The following is a 23,024-nucleotide window of genomic DNA, read 5'->3' on the forward strand; positions in this document are numbered from 1 at the left end:
GCGTTCGGCGAGACGGCGTTCATCTGGGAGGGCATGCGGCTCATCGAGGAGCGGCGCGGCGCGCAGGTGGCGAGCTATGTGTACGAGCCGGGCAGCTACGTGCCGCTCGCGCGCATCGATGCCGATGGGAACCGGCTTGCGGAGCCGGGGCCGCCGGCCGCGCAGCCAGGCCCCGGCTTGCTGGCCAATCCGCTGGCGGCACCCGGCTCCGCCAGTGCTGAAACCCAGGCTGTCAGCCGTTTGCCGGCCGCCTCCGGCATCAGCTACTTCCACACCGACCCGTCCGGGCTGCCCGAGGAGGTGACCGACGAAGGCGGCCAGGTGCGCTGGCGTGCGAGCTACCGCACCTGGGGCAGTGCCATCGAGGAGCGCTGGGACGCCGTCCGTGCGGACGGCAGTGCCATTCCCGCGGCGCAACAGCGGCATGTCGGCCAGCCGCTGGCGCAGAACCTGCGGCTGCAGGGCCAGTACCTGGACCGTGAGACCGGGCTGCACTACAACACCTTCCGCTACTACGACCCGGACATGGGGCGGTTCATCAGCCCCGACCCCATCGGGCTCGCGGGTGGGCTCAACCTGCAGCAGTACGCCCCCAACCCGACCGGCTGGACCGACCCGTGGGGCTGGGCCGCGGGCCTCTGGGGCGGCGACGGGCAGCCCGCCAGCTTCGGCGACTGGTTCAACCAGGCCACGCCGGAGCAGGTCTCCAGCGCCATGGAGAATCCCACCTCGCAAAAGGCCATCAAGGCCGCCTTGCGCGGGCAGGGCGGGGCGCACGAATGGTTCCCCGTGTCGGAAGCCGCGAAGGCCAAGCAGCTCGGCTTCTCCTACGAGGAGCTGATGCGCATGTCGTCGCCGCGCGACCAGGTGTGGTTCGACAACGTGCCCGACCCGAAAAACCCTGGCGGCGTGCTGTCTGGCCCGCATTCGACCGGGGCCAAGCTGCCGGCCGGGCAATCGGGCCGCGCCAGCTCCGCGGCGCATTCGATACTCAGCGCCGAACTGCGCGCGGCCACGTCCAAGGCGGACGCGATAGCGCGCATCAAGGGCTTCAGCGCCCGCTACGTGCGCGGCGGTGCCGCGATGACCAAAGGTTTCTGTTAGGAGGACCCCTGCCATGCTGAACGACAACACCCCCGGAATCATCTCCGTCTGGATGGGCACCACCCACCAGAGCCTGGAGGAGTTCAACGCTTACCTGGAGGGCCTGGACGAGCACCAGTCCGGCAGCCCCATCCAGGCCGACCTGGGTGCGGACTTCATCGACACCGATTTCTTCGTGGCCTACGGCACCGAAGACAACCGCACCGTGCCGGTGGAAGAACTCGTGAAGGAAGTGGACTGCAGCCTGGACCTGGAGCCGCGCATCGTCAAAGCCTGCTACGCCAAAGGCCTGACCGAAGGCAACTCGCTCTTCTATTACAAGAACGCCACCTTCGAGGAGCCGGAGCCCGGACGACGGTACAACGGCCTGTTGTTCATCGGCAGCTTCGCCGATTGACGGAGGGCGGGCGGCAGGGCGGGCCATGCCGCCGCGGCCGCCGATGGCGCACCTGTTTGCTATTGAAAACATAGCAAACTATTCAATGGAATCGGCGGCATGAAGCATTTTTGATGCCTGACCGGGCGGCGCGGGCCTTGTTGGCATCGCGCAAGCACCGCGGCAGCGGCAGGCCGCAGATCGGAGAAGATCGCTCCTTTGCCCCGTCCATCCTTCCCGGGTGCGGGCCGGGGACCGATCCAGGCCCGGCGCGCTCCCGCTCCCTTTGCGCCGTGTCCCGATGCGCCCCTCGCCCATGCAAGCCCTGTTGTCCGCCATTGCCTCCATGCCCCTGCCCACCGACGCGGTGCGCATCTTCCACGGCCGCGGAGGGCGGTTCCCCGGCTGCGAGCAGTGGGCGCTCGATGCCTACCCGCCCGTTTTCGTGCTCACGAGCTTCGCTCCGGCCGCCGAGGACGAGCTGGCGGCCGTGCAGGCCGCCCTGCAGGCGCGCTGGGCGCAGATCGCCCCGGCCGGCGAGCCGCTGAACTGGGTTTTCCAGCACCGCGGCGAAGCGCTGCGCCTGCAGGGCCGTGCCGACACGCGCCTCATGGACGGCAGCGTGCCCGAAGTGCACACCGTGACCGAAAACGGCGCCCGCTACCGCGTGCACGTGCTCAAGGGCCAGAACCACGGCCTCTTCCTCGACATGGCGGAAGGCCGCCGCTGGGTGCAAGGCCACGTCGCCGCGCTGTGCCGCACGCGCCAGGGCGGGAACGCGGAGCCGGCCGGGCTGGCGGATCCATCGCACGGCGACGCCGCTGCCACCACGGCCACCCCCGCTGCCGCGACGGCCACCGCCGCGCCGCGCAGCCGCCGCGCCCCCAAGGTGCTGAACCTGTTTGCCTACACCTGCGCGTTCTCCGTGGCGGCCCTGCGGGCCGGCGCGTCCCAGGTGGTGAACGTGGACATGGGCCACGGCGCCATCGCCATCGGCCAGCAGAACCACCGGCTGAACGGCATCGACCACGGCGCGAGCTTCCTCGCGCACGACATCTTCAGCAGCTGGGGAAAGATCACCCGCGGAGGCCCCTACGACCTCGTGATCGCCGACCCGCCCAGCTACCAGAAGGGCAGCTTCGTCGCCACCAAGGACTACGCCCGCCTGGTGCGCCGCCTGCCCGACCTGCTGCTGCCCGGCGGCCATGCGCTGCTGTGCCTTAACGCGCCCGAGCTGGACATGGAGTTTTTGCACGCGCTGGTGCGCGAGCACGCGCCGGGGATGCGGTTCGTGGAGCGGGTGGCGAACCCGGCGGTGTTCGCGGATGTGGAGGAGGGGCGGGCGCTGAAAGTGGGGGTGTACGTGTACGACGGGGAGTGAATTCTGCGGCGGCGGGACCGGCAGCGCGCAGCAACGCATCCGTGCGATGCCAGCGTTGCATGCCGACAGGGGCGTACAACCTGCACCGACACGCCTGGCACGCAGCGGGCGGCAGCATGGTGGCTCTTCCGTAGGCGCGAAGCCTGTCCGCTGCGCAGCGCGACTGCCCAGCCCAATCCCCATTCCAGGAGGCCCACCTTGCAACTCAAAACCATCGCGGCTTTTCCACAGCACCCCACCGCCTCGCCCTCGCGGCGTTCCGGCGCCCGCCTCATTCCGGCCGTGGCCTGCGTCGTTGCCGCCTTGACCGCATTCCCCGCCATGGCGCAACCCCAGAACCTCCCGCAGCCCGTTCCCATCGCCACGGGCAACGGCTCCGCCACCCCCGCTTCTGCGCTCCCCGTGACCAAGACCCAGGGCAAGCTGCGCTACACCTGCGGCGGGATCAGCGTGGATGAATCGTCCGCGATGCGCGCGGCGATGAAGGACCACCCGCTGTCGCTGCTGTTCGCCGCGGCCGGGGGCGCCTACCTGGCGGATGTGGAGGTCAAGCTCGTGCCGCAGGGGTGGGGCGATGCCGAGTCGCTGACCTTCACGGCCTCCGGCCCCGTCTGCCTGCTGGACCTGCCCGCAGGCAGCTACGAGATCGAGGTGCGTTCCGGCGACAAGGAGAAGCGCCAGACCGTGATGGTCGGCAAGGACCCGAAGACGGTGGATTTCCGGTTCTGATCCTCTGGCGGCCTTCCGGCCGCCGGGCACCGGTCATTCGCCGGCCAGCAGGCCCTGGACGATGGCGTCCCACTCCGCCGGCTCCACCGGCGTGATCGACAGCCGGTTGCCGCGCTGCAGCACGCGCATGTCTGCCAGGGCGGGATGCTGCCGCAGCTCGGCCAGGCCGACCACCCGTGTCTTGCGCAGGGCCTGAACGTCCAGCAGCAGCCAGCGTGGCCGGTCCGGCGGCGACCTCGGGTCGTGGTAGGGCGATGCCGGGTCGAACTGCGTGGGGTCGGGCCGCGTGCCCGAGGCCACGCGCGCGATGCCGGCGATGCCCGGTTCGGCGCAGCTCGAGTGGTAGAAGAGCACGCCGTCGCCCACCCGCATGCCGTCGCGCATGAAATTGCGCGCCTGGTAGTTGCGCACGCCGGTCCAGGGCACGGTGGCGCCGGGCGCGGCGAGCGCGTCGTCGATGGAGCATTCCTCGGGCTCGGATTTCATGAGCCAGTAGCGCGGGGCGCCATCACGGCCGGGGTCGAGATCGGTGGAAGCAGGAGCGGCTTGGGAGGGCATGGGCGGGATTCTTGCGGCTAGGTTTGGCCGGTGGCGCGGGCCGGGCGCCGGCGCCCGGTGCCGCCCCAGCGCGGGTCGTCTTCGGCGGCGATGGCCAGCGGATTGTTGCGCGGCTCGGAGAGCGGCGCGAGCAGGGCGCGCAGGTCGTCTTCGCCGAATTTGACGGCGCCCGCCGCGTCGCTGCCCAGCACGCCTTCGGTGAGGGCCTGCTTGCGGGCCTGCAATTCGAGCATGCGCTCCTCGATGCTGCCTTCCACGACCAGGTGGTGGATGAAGACCGGCTTGTCCTGCCCGATGCGGTGGGCGCGCGCCGTGGCCTGTTCCATGACTGCGGGGTTCCACCAGGGGTCGAGGTGGATGACGGTGTCGGCGGCCGTGAGGTTGAGGCCCGTGCCGCCGGCCTTGAGGCTCGCGAGCAGGATGGGCGCGCTGCCTTCGGCGGCGGGGTCCTGGAAACGCTGCACGACGGCGCCGCGCTGCGCCGGCGCGGTGCGGCCCGTGAGCGACAGGAATGGCAGGCCAAGGGCCTGCAGCCGCTCGGCCACCAGCGCCAGCATGCCGGTGAACTGCGAGAACACCAGCACGCGGCGGCCTTCGTCCAGCAGCGCGGGCAGCAGCTCGGCCAGTCGGTCGAGCTTGGCGCTTTCCATGCCGGGCGTGGGCGGCACGCCTTTCACCAGGCGCGGATCGCAGCACACCTGGCGCAGCTTCAGCAGCGCATCCAGGATGGTGATCAGGCCGCCGTCGAAGCCCTGGCGCTCCAGCACGCGCCGCACCTGCTTGTCGGCGCCGGTGCGCACCGCCTCGTACAGCTCGCGCTGGCGGCCCTGGAGGGTGACGCGCTGGGGGATGGTGGTGCGCGGCGGCAGTTCGGGCGCCACGTCGTCCTTGCGGCGCCGCAGGATGAAGGGGCGCACGCGCTGGGCCAGCAACTGCGCGCGCAGGGTCTCGCCGTTCTCTTCGATGGGCTTGCGCCAGCGCTGCGCGAAGCTGCGCGCATCGTCCAGGAAGCCCGGCATCAGGAAGTCGAAATGCGCCCACAGCTCGCCCAGGTGGTTCTCCAGCGGCGTGCCGGTCAGGCACAGCAGGTGGCTGGCGCGCAGCTGCCGCAGCGCGCGGGCGCCGCGGCTGCCGGCGTTCTTGGCCATCTGCGCTTCGTCGAGGATGAGCAGGTGCCAGGGTTGCGCGGCCAGCGCTTCGGCATCGCGCCAGAGCAACGGGTAGGTGGTCAGCACCAGATCGTGCCCCGGCGCCTGCAGGAAGTCCTGCGCCCGGTCGGGGCCGTGCAGGGCCAGCACGCGCAGGCCCGGCGCCATGCGCGCGGCCTCGGCCTGCCAGTTGAAGAGCAGCGAGGTCGGCACGACCACCAGCGCGGGCTGCCGCAGGCGGCCGGCCTCCTTCTCGGCCAGGATGTGCGCCAGGGCCTGCGCGGTCTTGCCCAGGCCCATGTCGTCCGCCAGGATGCCGCCCAGGCCCTGCGCGCGCAGGTACTGCAGCCAGGCGAGGCCCTCGCGCTGGTAGGGGCGCAGCGTGATGGCCAGCCCCGCGGGCGGTGCCACGGGCTGGGGCGTGCCCAGCGCCTGCAGGCGGCCGGCCAGGTGCGCCAGGCCCGCGTCGCCCTGCAGTTGCCAGGCGTGGTCGCGGCCGGTGTGGGCCTGCTGGCGGGCCACGCGGCCGCTCTGGTCGAGCGCGGCGCGCAGGGCTTCGATGCGGCGCGCCTCCCAGGCACCCAGGTGCAACGGGTCGCCGGGCTGGCGCTGGTGCAGGGCCGGGTCGGTGAGCAGGTCCACCATGGCGCCGACGATGGCCTTGAGCGGCGCGGCGGGCGCGTCGATGCGGCGGCCGCCGGGCGCGCGCAGGCGGATGGTGGCGTGGTCGTCGATGGCGGCCAGTTCGCGCGCATCGAGCCAGCGCGGGTCGCGCCGCAGCAGGTCGGCCACCATGGGAGCGAGGTCCAGCGTCTCGCCGTCGATCTCCACGCCCAGGCTCAGCAGCCAGGCGCCCTCGCGCTCGGGCAGGCGCAGCTTCTGCACGGCGCGGGCCCGCGGCGCGAGCGGGCCGGCTTCCTTGCCCACGACGTCTCCCGTGGCGCGGTCGAGCACGATGCGCCAGCGCTGCACCGGCACGCTTTCATGGGCGAAGCCCGGCCGCACCACCACGGCCCAGCCCAGCGCCTGCAGCCGGGGCACGGTGTCGGCCCAGAAGTCGCCGAAGGCGGCCTCCTGCGGGAGGGTCCAGAGCGGGCCGGCGGGCGGCTGGGGGAGGGACAGGGGTTCGTCCAGCGGCAGGCCCTGTCCGGCCAGTGCGCTGCCGACCAGGCCCAGGCTCTGCCCGGGCGCGCGCCACTGCAGGCGGTCGGCCGGCACGGGCACCAGGCCGGTATCGCGCAGGGTGTCGATGGCGTTGGCTTCGGCACGCACGTCGCGGTGCAGCCAGCCGCCGGCCATGCCGGGCGCGGCGGTGCGCACGGGCGGCCGGGTGTTGAGCACGCTGACCGGCGCGGGCGCTTCCCAGACGTTGCCGTCGTCCAGCCGATAGGTCCAATCCACCTGCGCCAGCGTGACGTTGCCCCCGCGCGGGCCGATGCCGCCGTGCGCGCGCATGCCGAGCAACCCGTCGCCACGGCCGAGCGTGCGCAGCGTGAGCCGCGGCTGGAACGGTGCCGGTGCGGGGTGCCGGGCGGTGGCCGTTGGCGGTGTGCCCTCAGGGGCGCTCGCGGGCCCGGCGGGCGCAGCCTGGGGGGTGGGTGCCGCGGGGGCGCCGGCGATGGCAGGCGCGGGGCCTTCGCGCAGGCGCGCCATCGCGCGTTCGGCTTCCGGGGCGGTGAGCGGCGGCAGGTGGGCCAGCGATGCCGGCCCGCCCTGGGCACGCAGGGCCGTGACCCAGGCCCCGATGGCCTCTTCGCGCGGCGCAGGCGGCGGGGAGGGGACGGGGGCGCTGCGCGGGCGGGGCATCGCCGCATTGTGCCGCCGCAGCGGGCCGTCGGCGAATGTTGGGGCAGAAACCCCTCCATGCCGCCGTATCCATTGAATAGTTTGCTATGAATTAAATAGCATTAACCATGGTGCTTGCCGGGGTCGGCGGGCGCCGGCAACTGCAGTCCCGCGGCCTTGGCCACCTGCACGCAGTCGCGCAGGTGCATCTCGCCCAGGTAGCGCAGGGTGGCATAGCCCAGCGCGGCCGACACCGCCTGCCCCGCCAGCGGCACGAACTTGGCGGCCTGCTGCGCGGTCAGGCGCACGCCGATCAGGCGCAGCGCGCGCATCACCAGTTCGCGCGTGACCATGCGGCCGACCAGGGCCGAGCCCACCATCGTCACGGCCTTCTGCACCTGCTCGCGCTTGTGCGGGGTGAGCCGGTCGATCTGCTCGGGCGTGAGGCCGAACTCCGCGTTGATCTGCGGGATGAGCCGGGTCAGCAGCGCCGCGTCCACGGCCCAGTCGAGCCCGGGCACAGGCACCACGCCGGCGGCGGCCGCCATGAGCGCCCGGCGGTGCAGCAGCTTGCGGCTGCGCTCCACGGCGGCGAGCAGGGCGGGGTGGCCGTCGGCCAGCGCCTGGGCATCGGGCGCCTTGCCAGCACGGGGCCGGTGCGGAGCGCCGTCGTCTTGGGGTTCGGGGGTGGAGCGTGCCGTCACGGTTCGGAAACGATGCAGAAGGGGGTGGAGGAAGGGACGTGGTCCCCCGGGTTCGCCGCCCCGGGGACCGGGTTCTCAGCGGGACTTGCTCCTGACCATGCCGTAGATGGCCAGCAGCACGATGGCACCGACCACGGATGCGATCCAGCCGGCCGCTTCGCCCTGCTGGTACCAGCCCATGGCGACACCCACGTAGGTGGCGAGGAACGATCCGGCCACGCCGAGCAGCATGGTCATGATCCAGCCGAGTTTGTCGTCCCCGGGCTTGAGCGCGCGGGCGAGCAGGCCCACGACGAGGCCGACGATCAGGGTTCCGAGCAGCGAGAACATGGCAGGATGTCTTTCAAACAAAAAAGGAAGGGGTTGGAGAAGCGGTGCGGCCGTCGGCCACCCCGTGGTGGCGCCAATCTAACCGGCAGGCCGGTGCCGTCCCTGTCGGACAACGCGCCCTGCGCTGTGGGGCCGCGGCGGGCCCGGGGCGTGGCCCGGAGCGGTCCGCCAGCCCGGCCGTGGTGTGGGATGCTTCCCACAGGGCGTCGGGCCGGCTTCCGGCGCGTGCCGCGGCGGGGCCGGCTTTATCGTTGCGGCACCTGCAATCCGAAGAAAGGATTCCCGGATGCGCAATCGATCTCTTCTCCTGCGGTGGTCCCTGGCGCCTGCGCTGGCCGTGGCAGTATCCGCCGTGTCGGCGGCTCCCCCGGCCCGTGTGGACGATGCCTCCCTGGCCCGCGGCGGCCGCCCGGACACCACGGCCGAGCAGCGCTACCAGTCCGCCATCCGCGAAGCCGGCGGTGGCCTGAAGGTGGCGCTCGAAGAATGCCGGCAGGGCGGTGCGCCCACACGCAAGGCATGCGAGTCGGAGGCGCGCAAGCGCTACCAGGCCGACATGGCGGAGGCCCGGTCCCTGCGGCGCAACCCCGATGCGCGCCCCGTGAACGTGACGGGCGGCCCCATCAAGGAAACCGAAACCCGGACGGTGGTCCGGCCTTGACGCTGTCGCCAGACGGCAAAAAGCCCGGCAGGGCCGGGCTGTTCGCGTAACCCTGCGCAGAAGGCCTGCGCCAAGGGGTCAGTTGACCGGGTTCTGGGCCGAAGCGGAAGGCAGGTTGCCTTCGTCTTCGTTCAGGACGCGGCGGGCGCCGTTGAAACGGCGTTGCCAGTACGAGGCACTCATGTCCTCCACGCGGACTTCGGCGCCGCTGCGGGGGGCATGGATGAACTTGCCTTCGCCGAGGTACAGGCCCACGTGGCTGTAGGCCCGGCGCATGGTGTTGAAGAAGACGAGGTCGCCGGCCTTGAGATCTTTCTTGTCGATCGTCTCGGTGGCCGCGGCCTGCTCATTGGCGCGCCGGGGCAGAGCCAGGCCGATGGTTTGGCCGTAGATGGCGCGGATGAAACCGCTGCAATCGAAACCCGTGTCGGCATCGTTGCCACCGCGGCGGTAGGGCACACCCAGAAAGCCCATGGCGGTGGAAATAAGGTCTCCCGTGCGGTCCTGCACGGTCGTCCGCACCTCGCGCAACTGGCTGAGCACATGGTGACGGTCTATCAGGAACCGGTCCAGCTCATCCGCGGCGGGGGTGGTAGCGTTGTTGTTCGGAGCGCTATGGGCGGTAGCGCAAACAAGTAACAAAAGGCAAAACCAACGTGACATGGGGCGCGAAGATAACACGCGATCCGGCCGGCCCAATTGCAAAAAATGTAGCAGCAGGTCTTGCTTCATGGCTTTTGGCTATGAGGAATGCTGCGCTGCAACCGCGCTGGGTTGAGCGGCCCGGTCTCCATGTCTTGTAGGCAACCTCCTACGGCGCCGCACGCCGATATTGCAAGAAAGAAACACTTGGGCGTGGTTTCGGTGATTTTGGCGACATGGAGCTGGACATTGGCCGATTTTGTAGTGGCTGCGCATCGGTAAATGGGTCGCCCGCCGGTTTCCGAGTCGGTCGATTTAGAGCGGCTTATCGGCTCCGTAATGCCTGCTTACATGCTGCCGAGCAGGATGCGGGTGGATGGCGGTTCGTATGGTCTTTTCCTCTGTACGGAACGGCCGATTCGATGCCGTATCGGCGATTTTTCATCCTCCACGCAGGGCGTAGCGCCGCGATCGGCACCCGCATTCGGGTGGCTGCGGCCCTGGATGGGTTTCTCCCGGCGTCGGATCTGCCGTGACTCGATCGCGGCTGCGACAATCCCCGCTTTTCCGTTGCGCAGGCCCGGCCGCTGTTCTCCCCCTGCCCGCCTTGCACTGCGTCCCTCCCTTTCCTTGCTGGTTGCCCTCTCATGTTGCTTGACGCCGAAGAATCCCAACTCGTTCTCGTGGACTACCAGGAGCGGCTGATGCCGGTCATCGCCGATGGCGAGGCGGTGCTGGCCAACGCGCGGCGCCTGGCCCAGGCCGCACAGCTGCTGGACGTGCCCGTCTGGGGCACCGAGCAAAACCCCTCGCGGCTGGGGCCCAACGATGCGGCGCTGCGTGCCGCCTGCCGCCGCACGCTCGCCAAGATGCAGTTCGGGGCGGTCGAGGAAGGGCTGGGCGAGTGGCTGCGCCCCGCGCCGCGGCCTGTCCAGGGCGGCAACGCGCGCAGCCTGCCGCGCCATCTGCAAAAGCCCGCCCAGCCCGCGGCCCCCGAGCGGCCGGCCATCGTGCTGGCCGGCTGCGAGGCCCACGTCTGCCTGCTGCAGACCGCCCTGCAGCTCATCGAGGATGAATTCGACGTGTGGGTGGTGACCGACGCCTGCGGCTCGCGCACCGACCGCAACCGGGATGCCGCCTTCGACCGCCTGGCCGGCGCCGGGGCGGAACTGCTCACCACCGAGATGGTGGTGTTCGAATGGGCGCGCACCGCTGAGCACCCCGATTTCAAGGAACTGCTGGCCCTGGTGAAGTGACCGCGGTCGAGGCCCCGCGCCCGGGCCGGCAACCGGCGGGCGTGGCCGCGGTGGGCCGGCGAAACCGATAGGAACCGGGCGGACGCCTGTGCCCGTGCCGGCGCGGGATGCCCCGCTGTGCCGCGCGTGTCAGGTTCCCGCAAGCGCGGACTGAAGAATGGCGGCTTCAGCCATCACAGGCTGCACCGCCGGCCGTGCCTGCGGATGCGGCCGGACCGGAGACTCGCACCCATGCCCCGCTACGCCGACTTCCACCGCCGCTCGCTCGACGAGCGCGACGCCTTCTGGTCCGAACAGGCCCGCCTCATCGACTGGCAGACGCCCCCCGCGCACATCTGCGAATACGACCGGCCGCCCTTCGCGCGCTGGTTCTCGGGCGGCACGACCAACCTCTGCCACAACGCGGTGGACCGGCACCTGGCCCGGCGCGCCGGCCAGCCCGCGCTGATCGCGATCTCGTCGGAGACCGACACCGAGCGCACCTATACCTTCGCCGAGCTGCACGCCGAGGTGCAGCGCATGGCGGCCGTGCTGCGCGCGCTGGGGGTCGAGCGCGGCGACCGCGTGCTGATCTACATGCCCATGGTGGCCGAGGCCGCTTTCGCGATGCTGGCCTGCGCGCGCATCGGCGCACTGCATTCGGTGGTGTTCGGCGGGTTCGCCGCCGGCGCGCTGGCGTCGCGCATCGACGATGCCGGGCCCGTGGTGGTGGTGAGCGCCGACGCGGGCTCGCGCGGCGGCAAGGTCGTGCCCTACAAGCCCTTGCTCGATGAGGCGCTGCGCCTCGCGGCGCACCCGCCGCGCGCGGTGCTGCTGGTGGACCGGGGCCTCGCGCCCCTGCCGCTCGTGCCCGGCCGCGACCACGATTGGGCCACGCTGCGCGAGCAGCACCGCGATGCCCGGGTGCTCTGCGAATGGCTGGACGCCGCGCACCCGAGCTACACGCTCTACACCAGCGGCACCACGGGCCGGCCCAAGGGCGTGCAGCGCGACACGGGCGGCTACGCGGTGGCGCTGGCGGCGAGCATGCGGCACATCTTCGGGGTGGAGCCCGCGGCGGACGGGCCGGCGGCAGGGGAGGGCGGCGGCACCGACCGCCCGGGCGTCTTCTTCGCCACCAGCGACATCGGCTGGGTGGTGGGCCACAGTTACATCGTCTACGGCCCGCTGATCGCGGGCATGGCGACGGTGATGTACGAGGGCCTGCCGACCCGCCCCGACGCGGGCGTGTGGTGGCGCACCGTGGAGCGCCACCGCGTCACGCACATGTTCTCCGCGCCCACGGCGGTGCGCGTGCTCAAGAAGCAGGACCCCGAGTGGCTGCGCCGCTACGACCTCTCCAGCCTGAAAGCGCTGTGGCTCGCGGGCGAGCCACTCGATGCGCCCACGGCGCGGTGGATCGGCGATGCGCTGGGCGTGCCCATCGTGGACAACTACTGGCAGACCGAGACGGGCTGGCCCATCCTCACGCTCGCCAACGGCGTGGAGCCCCAGCCCGCGCGGCCCGGCAGCCCCGGCAAGGCGATGTACGGCTACGACGTGAAGCTGCTCGACCAGGCCACCGGCGAGGAACTCACGGCCCCGAACCGGAAAGGCGTGCTCGCCATCGAGGGGCCGCTGCCGCCCGGCTGCATGCAGACCGTCTGGCGCGACGACGAGCGCTTCGTGCAGACCTACTGGAAGAGCATCCCGGGCCGCCTCGTCTACAGCACCTTCGACTGGGGCATCCGCGACGAGGACGGCTACTACTTCATCCTGGGCCGCACCGACGACGTGATCAACGTGGCTGGCCACCGCCTGGGCACGCGCGAAATCGAGGAAAGCATCGCCGCCCATCCGCAGGTGGCCGAGGTGGCGGTCGTGGGCGTGGCCGATGCGCTCAAGGGCCAGGTGGCGATGGCCTTCGCCGTGGCGCGCGACCCCGCCGCCGTGGCCGACGAGGCCGGCCGCCGCCGGCTCGAAGGCGAGGTAATGCAGCTCGTCGATCAGCGCCTGGGCGCCGTGGCGCGCCCCTCGCGCGTGCTCTTCGTGTCGCTGCTGCCCAAGACCCGCAGCGGCAAGCTGCTGCGCCGCGCGCTGCAGGCGGTGGCCGAGCGCCGCGATCCGGGCGACCTCACGACGATGGAAGACCCGTCGGCGCTGCAGCAGGTGAAAGACATGCTGGGCGCGACCGGCTGAGGTGCGGCGGGCCCGGGGAGCCCGCGGATCGGGGAGTGGTTTGCTATCTTTTAAATAGCAAACTATTCAATGGATCCGGCGGCATGGAGGCTTTTTACCGCCGTGGGTGCCGGTTGCCGCCTCAGCCCGCGTCCACGGTGCGCCAGGTGGCGGGCGCCTGCCACTGCGCGGCCCATTCCGGAAAATCCTGCGCCGGCATGGGCCGGGAGATGAAGTAGCCCTGCGCCAGCGTGCAGCCCAGGCTCAGCAGCGTGAGGCCCTGTTCTTCGGTTTCCACGCCTTCGGCCACGATGGAGTAGTCGAAGGAGTAGGCGAGGCCGATCACGCCCTGCACGATGGCGAAGTCGCCGCGGTCGATCATCATGCCGTGCACGAAGCTCTGGTCGAGCTTGAGCGTGTCCATGGGCAGGCGGCGCAGGTACGAGAGCGACGAATAGCCGGTGCCGAAATCGTCCAGCGACACGGTCACGCCGAGTTCGCGCAGCTGCCAGAGCTGCGGCGCGACGTGCTCGATGTCGTAGAGCGCGGCGCTTTCGGTGATCTCCAGGTCGAGCAGGCGCGGCGGCATGCCGGGGCGCTGTGCGATGCGGCCGGCCAGCCAGCATGCGAAGCCTTCCTGCTGCAGGTGGCGCGCGGAGATGTTCACGCTCACGGGCAATTCCAGCCCGCCCTCGTGCAGCGCTGCGATGCGCTCCAGCGCGGCGTCCACCACCCATTCGCCGAAGGTGGCCTCCAGCTCGGCGCTCTCGATGAGCGGCAGGAAGGCGCCGGGGGAGAGCACGCCGCGCTCGGGGTGGTTCCAGCGCGCCAGCGCCTCGGCGCCCACGATGGTGCCGGCGCGCATGTCCACCTTGGGCTGCAGATAGAGCGTGAACTGGCCCTGCTCCAGGGCCTGGCGCATCTGCTCGGCCTGCGCGTGCCGGGCCTCGCGGTCGCGCTCCTGGGCGGCGTCGAAGGCCTGCACGCGGTTGCGTCCGCCCTGCTTGGCGCCGTACATGGCGTGGTCGGCATGGCGCAGCAGGGTGTCGGCGTCGGCGCCGTCCTCGGGGTAGAGGGTGTAGCCGACGCTGGCCGTGACGGTGACGCGCTCGGTGCCCAGCGTGTAGGGCGCCGAGAGGCTTTCCATGAGCCGCTCCAGCAGGTGCTCGGCCTCGGTGCGCGAGCGCAGGTCGGGCAGGAGGATGACGAATTCATCGCCGCCCAGGCGCGCCACGCAGTCCACAGGGCGCAGCGCGCGGGTCAGGCGGCCCGCCACGATCACCAGCAGCCGGTCGCCCGCGCTGTGGCCCAGGCGGTCGTTGACGGGCTTGAAGCCGTCCAGGTCCAGGTAGGCCACGCCCAGCAGCCGCTCGCGCGCGCCGGCCTGCGCCATCGACTGCTCCAGGCGCCGCGCGAGCTGAACGCGGTTGGGCAGGCCGGTGAGCGCGTCGAAATGCGCGAGCTGGTGCAGCATGTCTTCCTGCACGCGCTGGCTGGTCACGTCGATGGCCACGCCCAGCATGCGCGCGGGCCGGCCGCGCTCGTCGTGGGCCACGATCTTGCCGAGGTTGCGCACCCAGCGGCCCGCGGGCGCCCCGGTGGGCGAGGCCGCGCCGCCGCCCGCCGGGGCGCCCGGCGGCGCGGAGGGGCCGGCGGCCACGTGCCAGGTGGCGTCGAAGTGCGTGGCCGGCTGGGCCACGTGGCGCTCCAGCTCGGCGGTGACGTTGTCGATGTCGGACGGCGCCATGCCGCTGGTCCAGTGCACGCCCGCCGGGGTGCCGCCGTCCGGGGGCGGCAGCCCCTGCAGTTCGCGCCAGCGCGCATCGCCCGAGACGAGGCCGCTCGCCAGGTCCCAGTCCCAGAGGCCGAGCGAGGCGGCCGAGAGCGTGAGTGAGAGCACGGCCTCGCGCTCGCGGATACGGTCCTCGTCGCGCTTGCGCTCGGTGATGTCGTGGGCCGAGAAAAGCCACACGGGCACGCCGTCGAGTTCGGTCGCCTGCACCGACTGCAGCAGCGTTCGGGTGCCGCCGGTGCGCGTCTGCACGGAGATCTCCAGCGCGTCGTGCACGGTCCGGTCGCCCATCGAGGCCAGCAGTTCGGAGCGCCCCTCGGACGACAGCAGGCCCAGCTCCACCGCGGTGCGGCCCAGCGCCTGCGCGCGCGGCACGCCCATGAGCGCCTCCCACGCGGTGTTCACGGCCAGGTAGGCGCCGTCGTCGCGCCGCGAGAGCACGACGGGGTAGGGCATCAGCTCGAAGATGCGCGTGAAGCGGTCCTCGGACTGGTTGAGCCGCTCGGCGGCGCGCCGCGATTCGTCGATGTCCTGCATCACGCCGCGCATGCCCGTGACCCGGCCGCCGTCCATGACCGGCTCGGCGCGCACGCGCACCCATACGGCGCGGCCGTCGTCGCGGCGCAGGATCTGCACCTCGGTGTGCCACTCCACCGCGTGCTCGTGGCCATGGCGGAACAGCGCCCTCAGCCCTTCCCGGAAGGGCTGCGCCACGAAGTTTTCGATGTACTCGCCGGGCCGCGGCAGGGGCGCGCCGCGCGGCACGCCGTGCATGTCGAAGCACACGTCCGACCAGTACACCAGCCCCTGGTCGCGCACGTGCTCCCAGGCGCCCAGGCGCGCCATTCGGCCGGCCTGCACCAGCAGGTTGTGGGCGGTGGCCAGGCGGTCGTGCGCGCGCTCGGTCTCGGAGATGTCCTGGAAAACCGAGACCAGGCAGTCCTCCGCGCCGATGCGCACCATGCGCGCCGAGAAGAGCCCCGGGATCGGCCGCGTGCCGCGGCGCGCCTGCATCGGGATCTTGTCCACCTGGCCGTGCTGGCGCAGCAGCGCCACCATGCGGCTGCGCTCCTGCGGCGAGGCCCAGATGCCCAGCTCCATGGACGTGCGGCCGACGGCTTCGCCGCGTGCCACGCCGAAGAGTTCGGTGAAGGCGGGGTTCACGTCCAGGTAGCGGCCGTCCTCGGTGCGCGTGATGGCCGCGGCGTCGGGCAGCATCTGGTAGACGATGGAATGCTGCTCCGCGGACAGCCGCGCCGCGTCCTGCACCTCGTGCAGGGAGGTGGCGTCCAGGTGCACGCCCACCAGCCGCACCACGCGGCCCTGGGCGTCGCGCTCGGCCACCTGCCCGCGCGACATCACCCAGCGCCAGCGGCCCTCGTTGTCGCGCATGCGGTATTCGGCGGTGAAGCTGTCTTCATGGCCCTCCACCGCGCGCTGCAGGTGGGCGGCGATGCGCTCGGCGTCGTCGGGATGGCGCCGCTCGGCCCAGCGCTGCACGGCCGAGGTGGCCGGCGGCAGGCCGCGCGCGGCCCCGGCCGCCGCGCTGGCCTCGGCTTCGGGGGCGCCGAAGGCTTCGTAGAAACGGCCCTGGTGGCGGGCACGGCGCTCGGGCACGTTCCATTCCCAGCGGCCGCCGCCCGTGGCGTCGAGCATGGCGCGCAGTTCGGCCTGCTGGCGCTGCAGGGCTTCGGTCGCGGCGGCGCGCGCCAGCACCAGTTGCGCGCCGCCGCCCAGCACCAGCAGGCATGCCAGCGCGCTTGCGGGTGGCTCACCCGTCCAGAGAAAGAGGGCCGGCAGCAGCGTGGCGGCGAGGCCGGCCAGCGCCAGCCACGCGGCCAGCGGCCGGCGGCTGCGGCGCAGCACGCCCCAGGCGCAACCCAGGGCCGCGGCGGTGGCCGCCAGCCCGGCGCCCGTGCCGGCGGCGGCCGGGGCCAGGGCCGCGACACCCAGCGCGGCCACCAGCGCGCTCACGGCGGCGGCCAGCGGGCCGAAGCACAGCCCGGCGACGGCCGTTGGCACGGCATCGGCCCAGAGGCCGGAGGCCAGCGGAACACAGGCCGCGATCCCCGACGCCAGGCCCGAGACCACGGGCAGCGCGCGGCGGGACGGCGACGCGGCGCCGAGCCAGCGTGCGGGCAGGGCAGCCAGCGCCGCCACGAGCGCCATGGCGGCCCAGATCGGAGGAAAACCGGTGTCAGTCGGCATGGGGCGCGGGCCGCGGCGGGCCACCGTGAAAGCCTGCCGGGACGGCGGTGCAGTGGCGTGCGAGGCGGGCGGGGGCGGGCATGACGGCAGAGTTTAGGCGGTCCGGACGCCGGCTCGGCCGCAGGCGTTGTCCCGTTTCCACAGCCGGTGCCGGCCGGGCGATCCGCCGAGGCGCACGGCACCGCCATGGCGGGCCCGCGGACTCCCTGCCGCCTGCTCAGCGCTTGCGCGGCCCGATCAGGCCGGTGGACAGCATGGTCCCGCAGACGATGACCAGCCCGCAGCCCACCATCCACGGTGTCACGGCCTCGCCGAGGAAGACCACGCCGTAGAGCACCGCGAACACGGGCGCGAGGAAGGTCACGGCCAGCGCGCGGCTGGGCCCGGCATGCGCGATGAGCCGGAAGTAGAGGATGTAGGCGATGCCCGTGCACAGCACCGCGATCGCCACGACGGCGGCCCAGGCGCGCAGGCCCGGCGGCTGCGCCGGCCAGAACCAGAGCGCCGGCACCGCCAGCGCGAGCGCCGCCCCGAGCTGGCTGCCCGTGGCCGTGGCGAGCGGCGGCAGGCCCGTGAGGTAGCGCCGCGCGAAGCTCGCCGCCACCGCGTAGCAGGTGGTGGCCAGCAGGCAGGCCGCCACCGCCCAGCCCGCGTGGCCCGAGCGGAACCCGATGGCCGTGGGCGCGCGCCACGCCAGCAGCGCCACGCCCGCGAAGCCCAGCGCCAGCCCGACCCAGCGCAGCCGGCCGATGCGGTCGCCCAGCCAGATCCAGGCCACCAGCGCGCCGAACAGCGGCACGGTGGCGTTCAGGATGGACGAGAGCCCCGTGGTGATGTGCAGCACCGCCCACGCATAGAGCGCGAACGGGATGGCCGAGTTGATGACCCCCGCCAGCAGGATGGGCCGCCAGTGCCGGCGCAGCGCGGGCCACTGGCCCTGCCGCAGCAGGATGGGCCAGAGGAAGAGCGTGGCCAGCGCCACGCGCAGCCCCGCCGTGGTGAGCGGGCCGAACTCCGACGCGCCCAGCCGCATGAACAGGAAGGACGCGCCCCAGAGCGCGGACAGCAGCACGAATTCGCCGAGCCAGCCGTGCGCGGCCTGCGTGCCGGAGCCCATGGGCGCGGCGCTCATGCGGCCACCCCGGCGGCCAGCGGGGTGCGCGCGGGCGGCCCCGCATCCGCATCCACCTCCGGCCAGAGCGGCAGGCTGCGCAGGCTCTCGGGCAGGGCGCCTTCGAGCCGCAGCAGCGCCGTCTTGCGCGGCAGCCCGCCCGCGTAGCCCGTGAGCGCGCCGCCCGAGCCCAGCACGCGGTGGCACGGCACGATCACGCTCACCGGGTTGCGCCCCACCGCCGCGCCCACGGCGCGCACCGCGAGCGGGCGCCCCAGCCCCCGGGCCAGCGCCGCGTAGCTGGTGACGGCGCCGTGCGGAATGGCCGACAGCGCCTGCCAGACGGCCTGCTGGAAGGGCGTGCCGCCCACCAGGTCGAGCGGCAGATCGAAGCCGTTGCGCCGCCCCTCCAGGTAGTCGGTCAACTGCGCCGCCGCCGCGCGCAGCACGGGGTGGGCGCCGTCTGCGGGCCAGGCGCGGGGGCCGTCGAGCGCATCGGTGGGCTGGTGGCGCTGGCCGTCGAACCACAGGCCGGCCAGGCCCCGCGGCGAGGCGGCGAGGCGCACATCGCCCAGCCGGGTGGCGATGCGCGTCTGCACGAGGGGGGGAAGAGGGGTCGGGCGGGTCATGGGAGCAACCTTTGAGAGAAATCGGCCGGATGCCGTTGGATCCATTGAATAGTTTGCTATCAATTTGATAGTTTCCCGGGCGGTGCTGGCGGTGGCGATGCCGCCGCGGGCCCGCCGGCGCCGGCCCAGGCGCGCACCACCGCGTAGCTGCGCCAGGGCCGCCAGGCCTGCGAGGCGTCCTCGGCCGCGCGGGCGGGCCGGGGCGCGCCCTGCACGCCCAGCGCCTTGTGCAGCGCCACGTCGCCGGCCGGGAAGGCGTCGGGCCAGCGCAGCGCGCGCATGGCGATGTACTGGGCCGTCCAGTCGCCGATGCCGGGCAGCGCGCGCAGGGCGCTGGTGGTGGCGTCCACGTCGGCCGCGGCGTGCAGGGCCAGCCGGCCCTCGGCCACGGCGCGGGCCAGCGCGACGATGGCGGCCTGCCGCTGCCGCACGATGCCCAGTTGGCCCAGCGCTTCGCCCTCGGCCGCGGCCAGCACGCCCGGCGCGGGGAAGAGCCGGGAGAGCGCCGGCCAGGGTGTCTGGGTGGGCTCGCCCCAGCGCTCCACCAGCCGCTGCGCCAGCGTGCGCGCGGCGGCCACGGTGATCTGCTGGCCCAGCACGGCGCGCACCGCCAGCTCGAAGCCGTCCCAAGCGCCCGGCACGCGCAGTCCGTCGCCGTGCGGAAAGTCTGCATGCAGCACGGCGTTGATGGCCGCAGGGTCGGCATCCAGGTCGAACAGGCCGCGCACCCGGGCGATCACGCAGGGCAGCAGCGGCAGCAGGCTGCTGGAGACCTGCAGCAGCACCTGCGGCCGGGCCGCCGCCGTGCCGTCGAAACGCGCGCAGATCCAGCCCGCATGCTCGCTGCCGTCCGCCGCGCGCAGCCGCACCGTGCGGCGCAGTTCGGGCCCGGCCCGGGCCGCGAGGTCCACCGCCTCCATGCCGTGGATCTGCCGCTGCGCGAAGAACCCCAGCAGGGCCGGCACGTCGAGCGGAGGCCGGTAGGCCAGCCGCACCGTGCCCCCGGCGGCGGGCGCGCCCGCGGCGGCCTGTCCGCCCGCGCGGCGCAGCGCCGTGGGGTTGAGGCCGTAGTGCTGGGCGAAGGCCGCATTGAAGCGCCGCACGCTGCCGAAGCCGCTGACCAGCGCGACCTGCGTGACGGGCAGGGCCGTGTCGGTGAGCAACTGCTTGGCGTTCAGCAGCCGGCGCGTCTGCAGGTACTGCAGCGGCGAGATCCCCAGCGCCGCCTCGAAGACCCGGCGCAGGTGCCGGTCGCTCACGCCCAGGCGGTCCGCGAGCCGCTGCATGGGCGCGGCGGCCCCGGCGCCGGGCGCGCTGCCGTCCGCGGCGCCTTCGGCATCGAGCAGGCGCAGCGCCTCGCGCACGAGGATGCCCTGCGCGTCCTGCACCGACCAGGCGGGCATGCGCGGCGCCAGCTCGGGGCGGCAGCGCAGGCAGGGGCGGAAACCCGCGCTCTCCGCCTGGGCCGCGAGCGCGAAGAAGCGGCAGTTCTCGCGGCGCGGCGTGCGCACCGCGCAGACCGGGCGGCAGTAGATGCCGGTGGAGGTCACGCCCGTGAAGAAGCGCCCGTCGAAGCGGGCGTCGCGCGCCGCGAGCGCCAGGTAGCGCGACTCGTCCAGCGCCGGGCCGGCGGCGGGGGCGTCCTGCGCTCCGGCGGCGGGCCTGTCGGGTGGGGCGGGGGGCGTGTGCATGGAGGCCATCATAGGCACCGGCGCGGCCGGCGCTGGCCGTTTCCGGACCTGTGCCCGGCATGGGGTGGGGGAGGTGAGGCTCTTGGCGGGGCCGGCGTGGAACGGGCTCTGCTCTGCCATGAATGTTGTTTTTGGCTTTTCCTCCCGGGGCCGGGTCTCGGCCCGGCGGCCGAGGACCTTTTCTTTGCTTCGCCAAAGAAAAGGCCCCAAAAGAAAGGCGACCCTGCTGGCTGCGTCCCCCTTCGCCCGAGGGGCGAAGGGGGCAACCTGCGGTGCTCGGTCACGGGGCGCGGCTGCGAAACTCGCTACGCGCTGGCGCGCTGCGCTCGGACATCGCAGCCAGTCAGATCACGAAGCGTGCGTGTCCTTCGGCACGCCCGCGCGCCCCGCGCCCTGTGCTCCTCGGCGCATCCAGAAGGGTGGGGAGCACACGGGCCATCGCTGCGCTCGGCCTGGGATGCGCGAGTGCTGCGCACCGCGCACCATTCGTTGAGGAGGACGTATCGCCCTGCCAGGACCGAGCGCAGCGACAGTCCTCCCAGGCCGAGCAACGCGATGGCCCGAAAGGCTTCGGCAGGCCGAGCGAAGCGAAGGCCCGGAACGCCCCTTCTGGATGCGCCTGGGGCGCGCAGGGCGCGGGGTGGCGGGTGTGCCGCAGGACACACCCGCTTCAACATCTGGCTCGCCGCGGCTGTTTGAGCGGAGCGCGCCAGCGCGCAGCGAGTTCCGCGGCGCACCCCGCGACCGAGCACCCCAGGTTGCCCCGCAGCGCAGCGAAGGGGACGCAGCCAGCAGGGTCGCCTTTCTTTTGGGTACTTTTCTTTGGCGAAGCAAAGAAAAGTACCTCGGCCGCCGGGCCGAGACCCGGCCCCGGGAAACAACCCCAAAACAAAACTCCGCCACAGCGCAGAGCCGCAGAGCCGCAAAGCCGCAAAGCCCAACGTAACCACCAATCAACTACAAAAAAATAGCAAACCATCCAATGAATCCGCCGGTATAACCCCCAAACCCCTCACCCCGCCAACTTAGGCCGCCTCTGCACCAAGTTCTCCACCCTCCACCCCACGGCCGCCCAGCCCGTCACCCCGCAGACCCGCCTCCTCGCCCCCCCGGCACCGCCCCGAGCGCGGGGCCGCCCTCCCAAACCCATCGGGCCGCCCGGTGGCGCCCGGAACGCCGGAAATCGCGGCTTCGGCCTACGCGGCGGCGCCGGGGCCGCCTCGCGGGCGCCCCCTACAATCCCCGCGGACTTGGCCGACGGCGCGGCCGCAGAGCACCCTGCGGCGGCCCGCGGCGCAGACGGCGCGGCGCCCTCCGCGGGCGGCCCGCCGCACGACAAAACACCCGCCAGCAAAGGAACCTTCCGTGCAGCTCCACTCCGCCATCTTCAAGGCCTACGACATCCGCGGCATCGTGCCGAGCACCCTGACCGAAGACGTCGCGCGCGCCCTGGGCCGCGCCTTCGGCACGGCGGCCCGCCGCGAAGGCCAGACCACGGTGGCGGTGGGCCGCGACGGCCGCCTCTCGGGCCCCGCGCTGGCCCGGGCGCTGATCGACGGGCTCGTGGACGCGGGCATCGAGGTGATTGACGTCGGCGCCGTCACCACGCCCATGCTGTACTTCGCGGCCCACACGCTGTGCCAGAGCGGCATCCAGGTGACCGGCAGCCACAACCCCAAGGACTACAACGGCTTCAAGATGGTGCTGGCCGGCCGCGCCATCTACGGCGACGAGATCCAGGGCCTGCGCCGCACGATGGAGGAAGAGAGCTGGGAGCTGCAGCCCGGCGGCTCGGTGCGCCAGGCCGACGTGCTGCCCGCCTACGTGCAGCGCATCACCACCGACGTGAAGCTGGAGCGGCCGATCAAGATCGTCGTGGACAGCGGCAACGGCATCGCCGGCGCCTCGGCCCCGGAGATCTTCCGCGCGCTGGGCTGCCAGGTGGTCGAACTCTTCTCGCAGGTGGACGGCAACTTCCCCAACCACCACCCCGACCCCAGCAAGCCCGAGAACCTGCGCGACCTGATCCGCGCGCTGCAGGACAGCGACGCCGAGCTGGGCCTGGCCTTCGACGGCGACGGCGACCGGCTGGGCATCGTCACCAAGGACGGCCAGAACATCTTCCCCGACCGCCAGATGATGCTGTTCGCGCGCGACGTGCTCTCGCGCGTGCCGGGCGGCGCGATCCTGTTCGACGTGAAGTGCACGCAGCGCCTCGCGCCCGCCATCGAGGCGGCGGGCGGGCAGGCCGTCATGTACAAGACCGGCCATTCGCTCATCAAGGCGCGCATGAAGGAACTCGACTCGCCGCTGGGCGGCGAGATGAGCGGCCACATCTTCTTCAAGGAGCGCTGGTTCGGCTTCGACGACGGCACCTATGCGGGCTGCCGCCTGCTGGAGATACTGAGCCGCCACGACGACCCGAGCGCGGTGCTCAACGATCTGCCGACGAGCCATTCCACGCCCGAACTCAACGTGGCCTGCGAAGAAGGCGAGCCGCACCGCCTCACGGCCGAGCTGCAGGCGCTGGCGCAGGAGTCCTTTCCCGAGCCCGCGCGCATCAGCACCATCGACGGGCTGCGCGTGGACTGGCCCGATGGCTTCGGCCTGATCCGCGCGAGCAACACCACGCCCGTGCTGGTGCTGCGCTTCGAGGGCCACACGCCCGAAGCGCTGCACCGCATCGAGGCCGCCATGCTGGCCCTGCTGCACCGCGTGAAGCCCGGCGCGGCCCCTGGCGCGGCCGCCCACTGATCGCCGCC

General features: G+C 72.5%; 17 protein-coding genes. 8 read left to right on the forward strand and 9 right to left on the reverse strand.

The window, feature by feature from the left end:
- The 4 genes from BM144_RS23605 to BM144_RS14230 form a co-directional block, all read left to right on the forward strand.
- Positions 1-1,104 (forward strand): RHS repeat-associated core domain-containing protein (locus BM144_RS23605; RefSeq protein WP_139225722.1); only part of this gene is annotated, 1,104 nt, incomplete at its 5' end.
- A 13-nt stretch (positions 1,105-1,117) separates the two neighbouring features.
- A complete protein-coding gene (locus BM144_RS14220; protein ID WP_092953400.1) occupies positions 1,118-1,501 on the forward strand; it encodes an immunity 22 family protein in 384 nt (127 codons plus the stop codon).
- A 295-nt stretch (positions 1,502-1,796) separates the two neighbouring features.
- Positions 1,797-2,861 (forward strand): class I SAM-dependent methyltransferase, encoded by a 1,065-nt coding sequence (locus BM144_RS14225; protein ID WP_092953684.1) that lies wholly within the window; start codon positions 1,797-1,799, stop codon positions 2,859-2,861.
- 198 nt (positions 2,862-3,059) lie between these two features.
- On the forward strand, positions 3,060-3,590 hold the full coding sequence (locus tag BM144_RS14230) for a hypothetical protein (RefSeq protein WP_092953402.1): 531 nt from the start codon (positions 3,060-3,062) through the stop codon (positions 3,588-3,590).
- A gap of 33 nt (positions 3,591-3,623) precedes the next feature.
- Here the strand turns inward: BM144_RS14230 and BM144_RS14235 are convergent, their stop codons facing one another.
- The 4 genes from BM144_RS14235 to BM144_RS14250 form a co-directional block, all read right to left on the reverse strand.
- Positions 3,624-4,148, reverse strand: a complete 525-nt coding sequence (locus tag BM144_RS14235; protein ID WP_092953404.1) for an EVE domain-containing protein — start codon at positions 4,146-4,148, stop codon at positions 3,624-3,626.
- Positions 4,149-4,165: 17 nt separating this feature from the next.
- Positions 4,166-7,102, reverse strand: coding sequence for a DEAD/DEAH box helicase (locus BM144_RS14240; protein ID WP_092953406.1), 2,937 nt, complete (start codon positions 7,100-7,102; stop codon positions 4,166-4,168).
- Between the two features lie 101 nt (positions 7,103-7,203).
- Positions 7,204-7,701, reverse strand: a complete 498-nt coding sequence (locus tag BM144_RS14245) for a hypothetical protein (protein WP_092953687.1) — start codon at positions 7,699-7,701, stop codon at positions 7,204-7,206.
- Between the two features lie 159 nt (positions 7,702-7,860).
- Positions 7,861-8,115 (reverse strand): GlsB/YeaQ/YmgE family stress response membrane protein, encoded by a 255-nt coding sequence (locus BM144_RS14250; RefSeq protein WP_092953408.1) that lies wholly within the window; start codon positions 8,113-8,115, stop codon positions 7,861-7,863.
- A 286-nt stretch (positions 8,116-8,401) separates the two neighbouring features.
- Here BM144_RS14250 and BM144_RS14255 point away from each other — a divergent pair, with 286 nt between their 5' ends.
- The gene (locus BM144_RS14255; protein WP_139225723.1) at positions 8,402-8,776 is read left to right on the forward strand and encodes a hypothetical protein; all 375 of its coding nucleotides are present in this window, start codon (positions 8,402-8,404) and stop codon (positions 8,774-8,776) included.
- Between the two features lie 78 nt (positions 8,777-8,854).
- On the opposite strand, the gene BM144_RS14260 is transcribed toward BM144_RS14255, so the two are convergent.
- The gene (locus tag BM144_RS14260; RefSeq protein WP_092953690.1) at positions 8,855-9,439 is read right to left on the reverse strand and encodes a C40 family peptidase; all 585 of its coding nucleotides are present in this window, start codon (positions 9,437-9,439) and stop codon (positions 8,855-8,857) included.
- 626 nt (positions 9,440-10,065) lie between these two features.
- Here BM144_RS14260 and BM144_RS14265 point away from each other — a divergent pair.
- Entirely contained in the window at positions 10,066-10,674 is a 609-nt protein-coding gene (locus tag BM144_RS14265; protein WP_092953412.1) for an isochorismatase family protein, read from the forward strand.
- 231 nt (positions 10,675-10,905) lie between these two features.
- Complete coding sequence (locus BM144_RS14270; protein ID WP_092953414.1) at positions 10,906-12,852, forward strand: propionate--CoA ligase; 1,947 nt, start codon at positions 10,906-10,908, stop codon at positions 12,850-12,852.
- 121 nt (positions 12,853-12,973) lie between these two features.
- Here BM144_RS14270 and BM144_RS14275 read toward each other — a convergent pair whose 3' ends face one another.
- The 4 genes from BM144_RS14275 to BM144_RS14290 all read right to left on the reverse strand — a co-directional run bounded on the left by BM144_RS14275 (position 12,974) and on the right by BM144_RS14290 (position 20,262).
- Positions 12,974-16,831 carry an EAL domain-containing protein gene (locus BM144_RS14275; protein ID WP_175526028.1) on the reverse strand — a complete coding sequence of 1,286 codons (3,858 nt, stop codon included), beginning with the start codon at positions 16,829-16,831 and terminating at the stop codon, positions 12,974-12,976.
- Between the two features lie 217 nt (positions 16,832-17,048).
- A complete protein-coding gene (locus tag BM144_RS14280; protein ID WP_245783666.1) occupies positions 17,049-17,963 on the reverse strand; it encodes a DMT family transporter in 915 nt (304 codons plus the stop codon).
- Positions 17,960-18,571: a methylated-DNA--[protein]-cysteine S-methyltransferase gene (locus BM144_RS14285; protein ID WP_092953418.1), complete on the reverse strand. Its 612-nt coding sequence runs from the start codon at positions 18,569-18,571 to the stop codon at positions 17,960-17,962. Before BM144_RS14285 ends, BM144_RS14280 begins: the two co-directional genes overlap by 4 nt.
- 59 nt (positions 18,572-18,630) lie before the next feature.
- Positions 18,631-20,262, reverse strand: coding sequence for a DNA-3-methyladenine glycosylase 2 family protein (locus BM144_RS14290; protein WP_434802669.1), 1,632 nt, complete (start codon positions 20,260-20,262; stop codon positions 18,631-18,633).
- Positions 20,263-21,627: 1,365 nt separating this feature from the next.
- Here BM144_RS14290 and BM144_RS14295 point away from each other — a divergent pair.
- The gene (locus tag BM144_RS14295; RefSeq protein WP_092953422.1) at positions 21,628-23,016 is read left to right on the forward strand and encodes a phosphomannomutase/phosphoglucomutase; all 1,389 of its coding nucleotides are present in this window, start codon (positions 21,628-21,630) and stop codon (positions 23,014-23,016) included.
- The last annotated feature ends 8 nt before the right edge of the window (positions 23,017-23,024 follow it).

It is taken from the genome of Paracidovorax konjaci (assembly GCF_900112675.1).
GTDB lineage: Bacteria > Pseudomonadota > Gammaproteobacteria > Burkholderiales > Burkholderiaceae_C > Paracidovorax > Paracidovorax konjaci.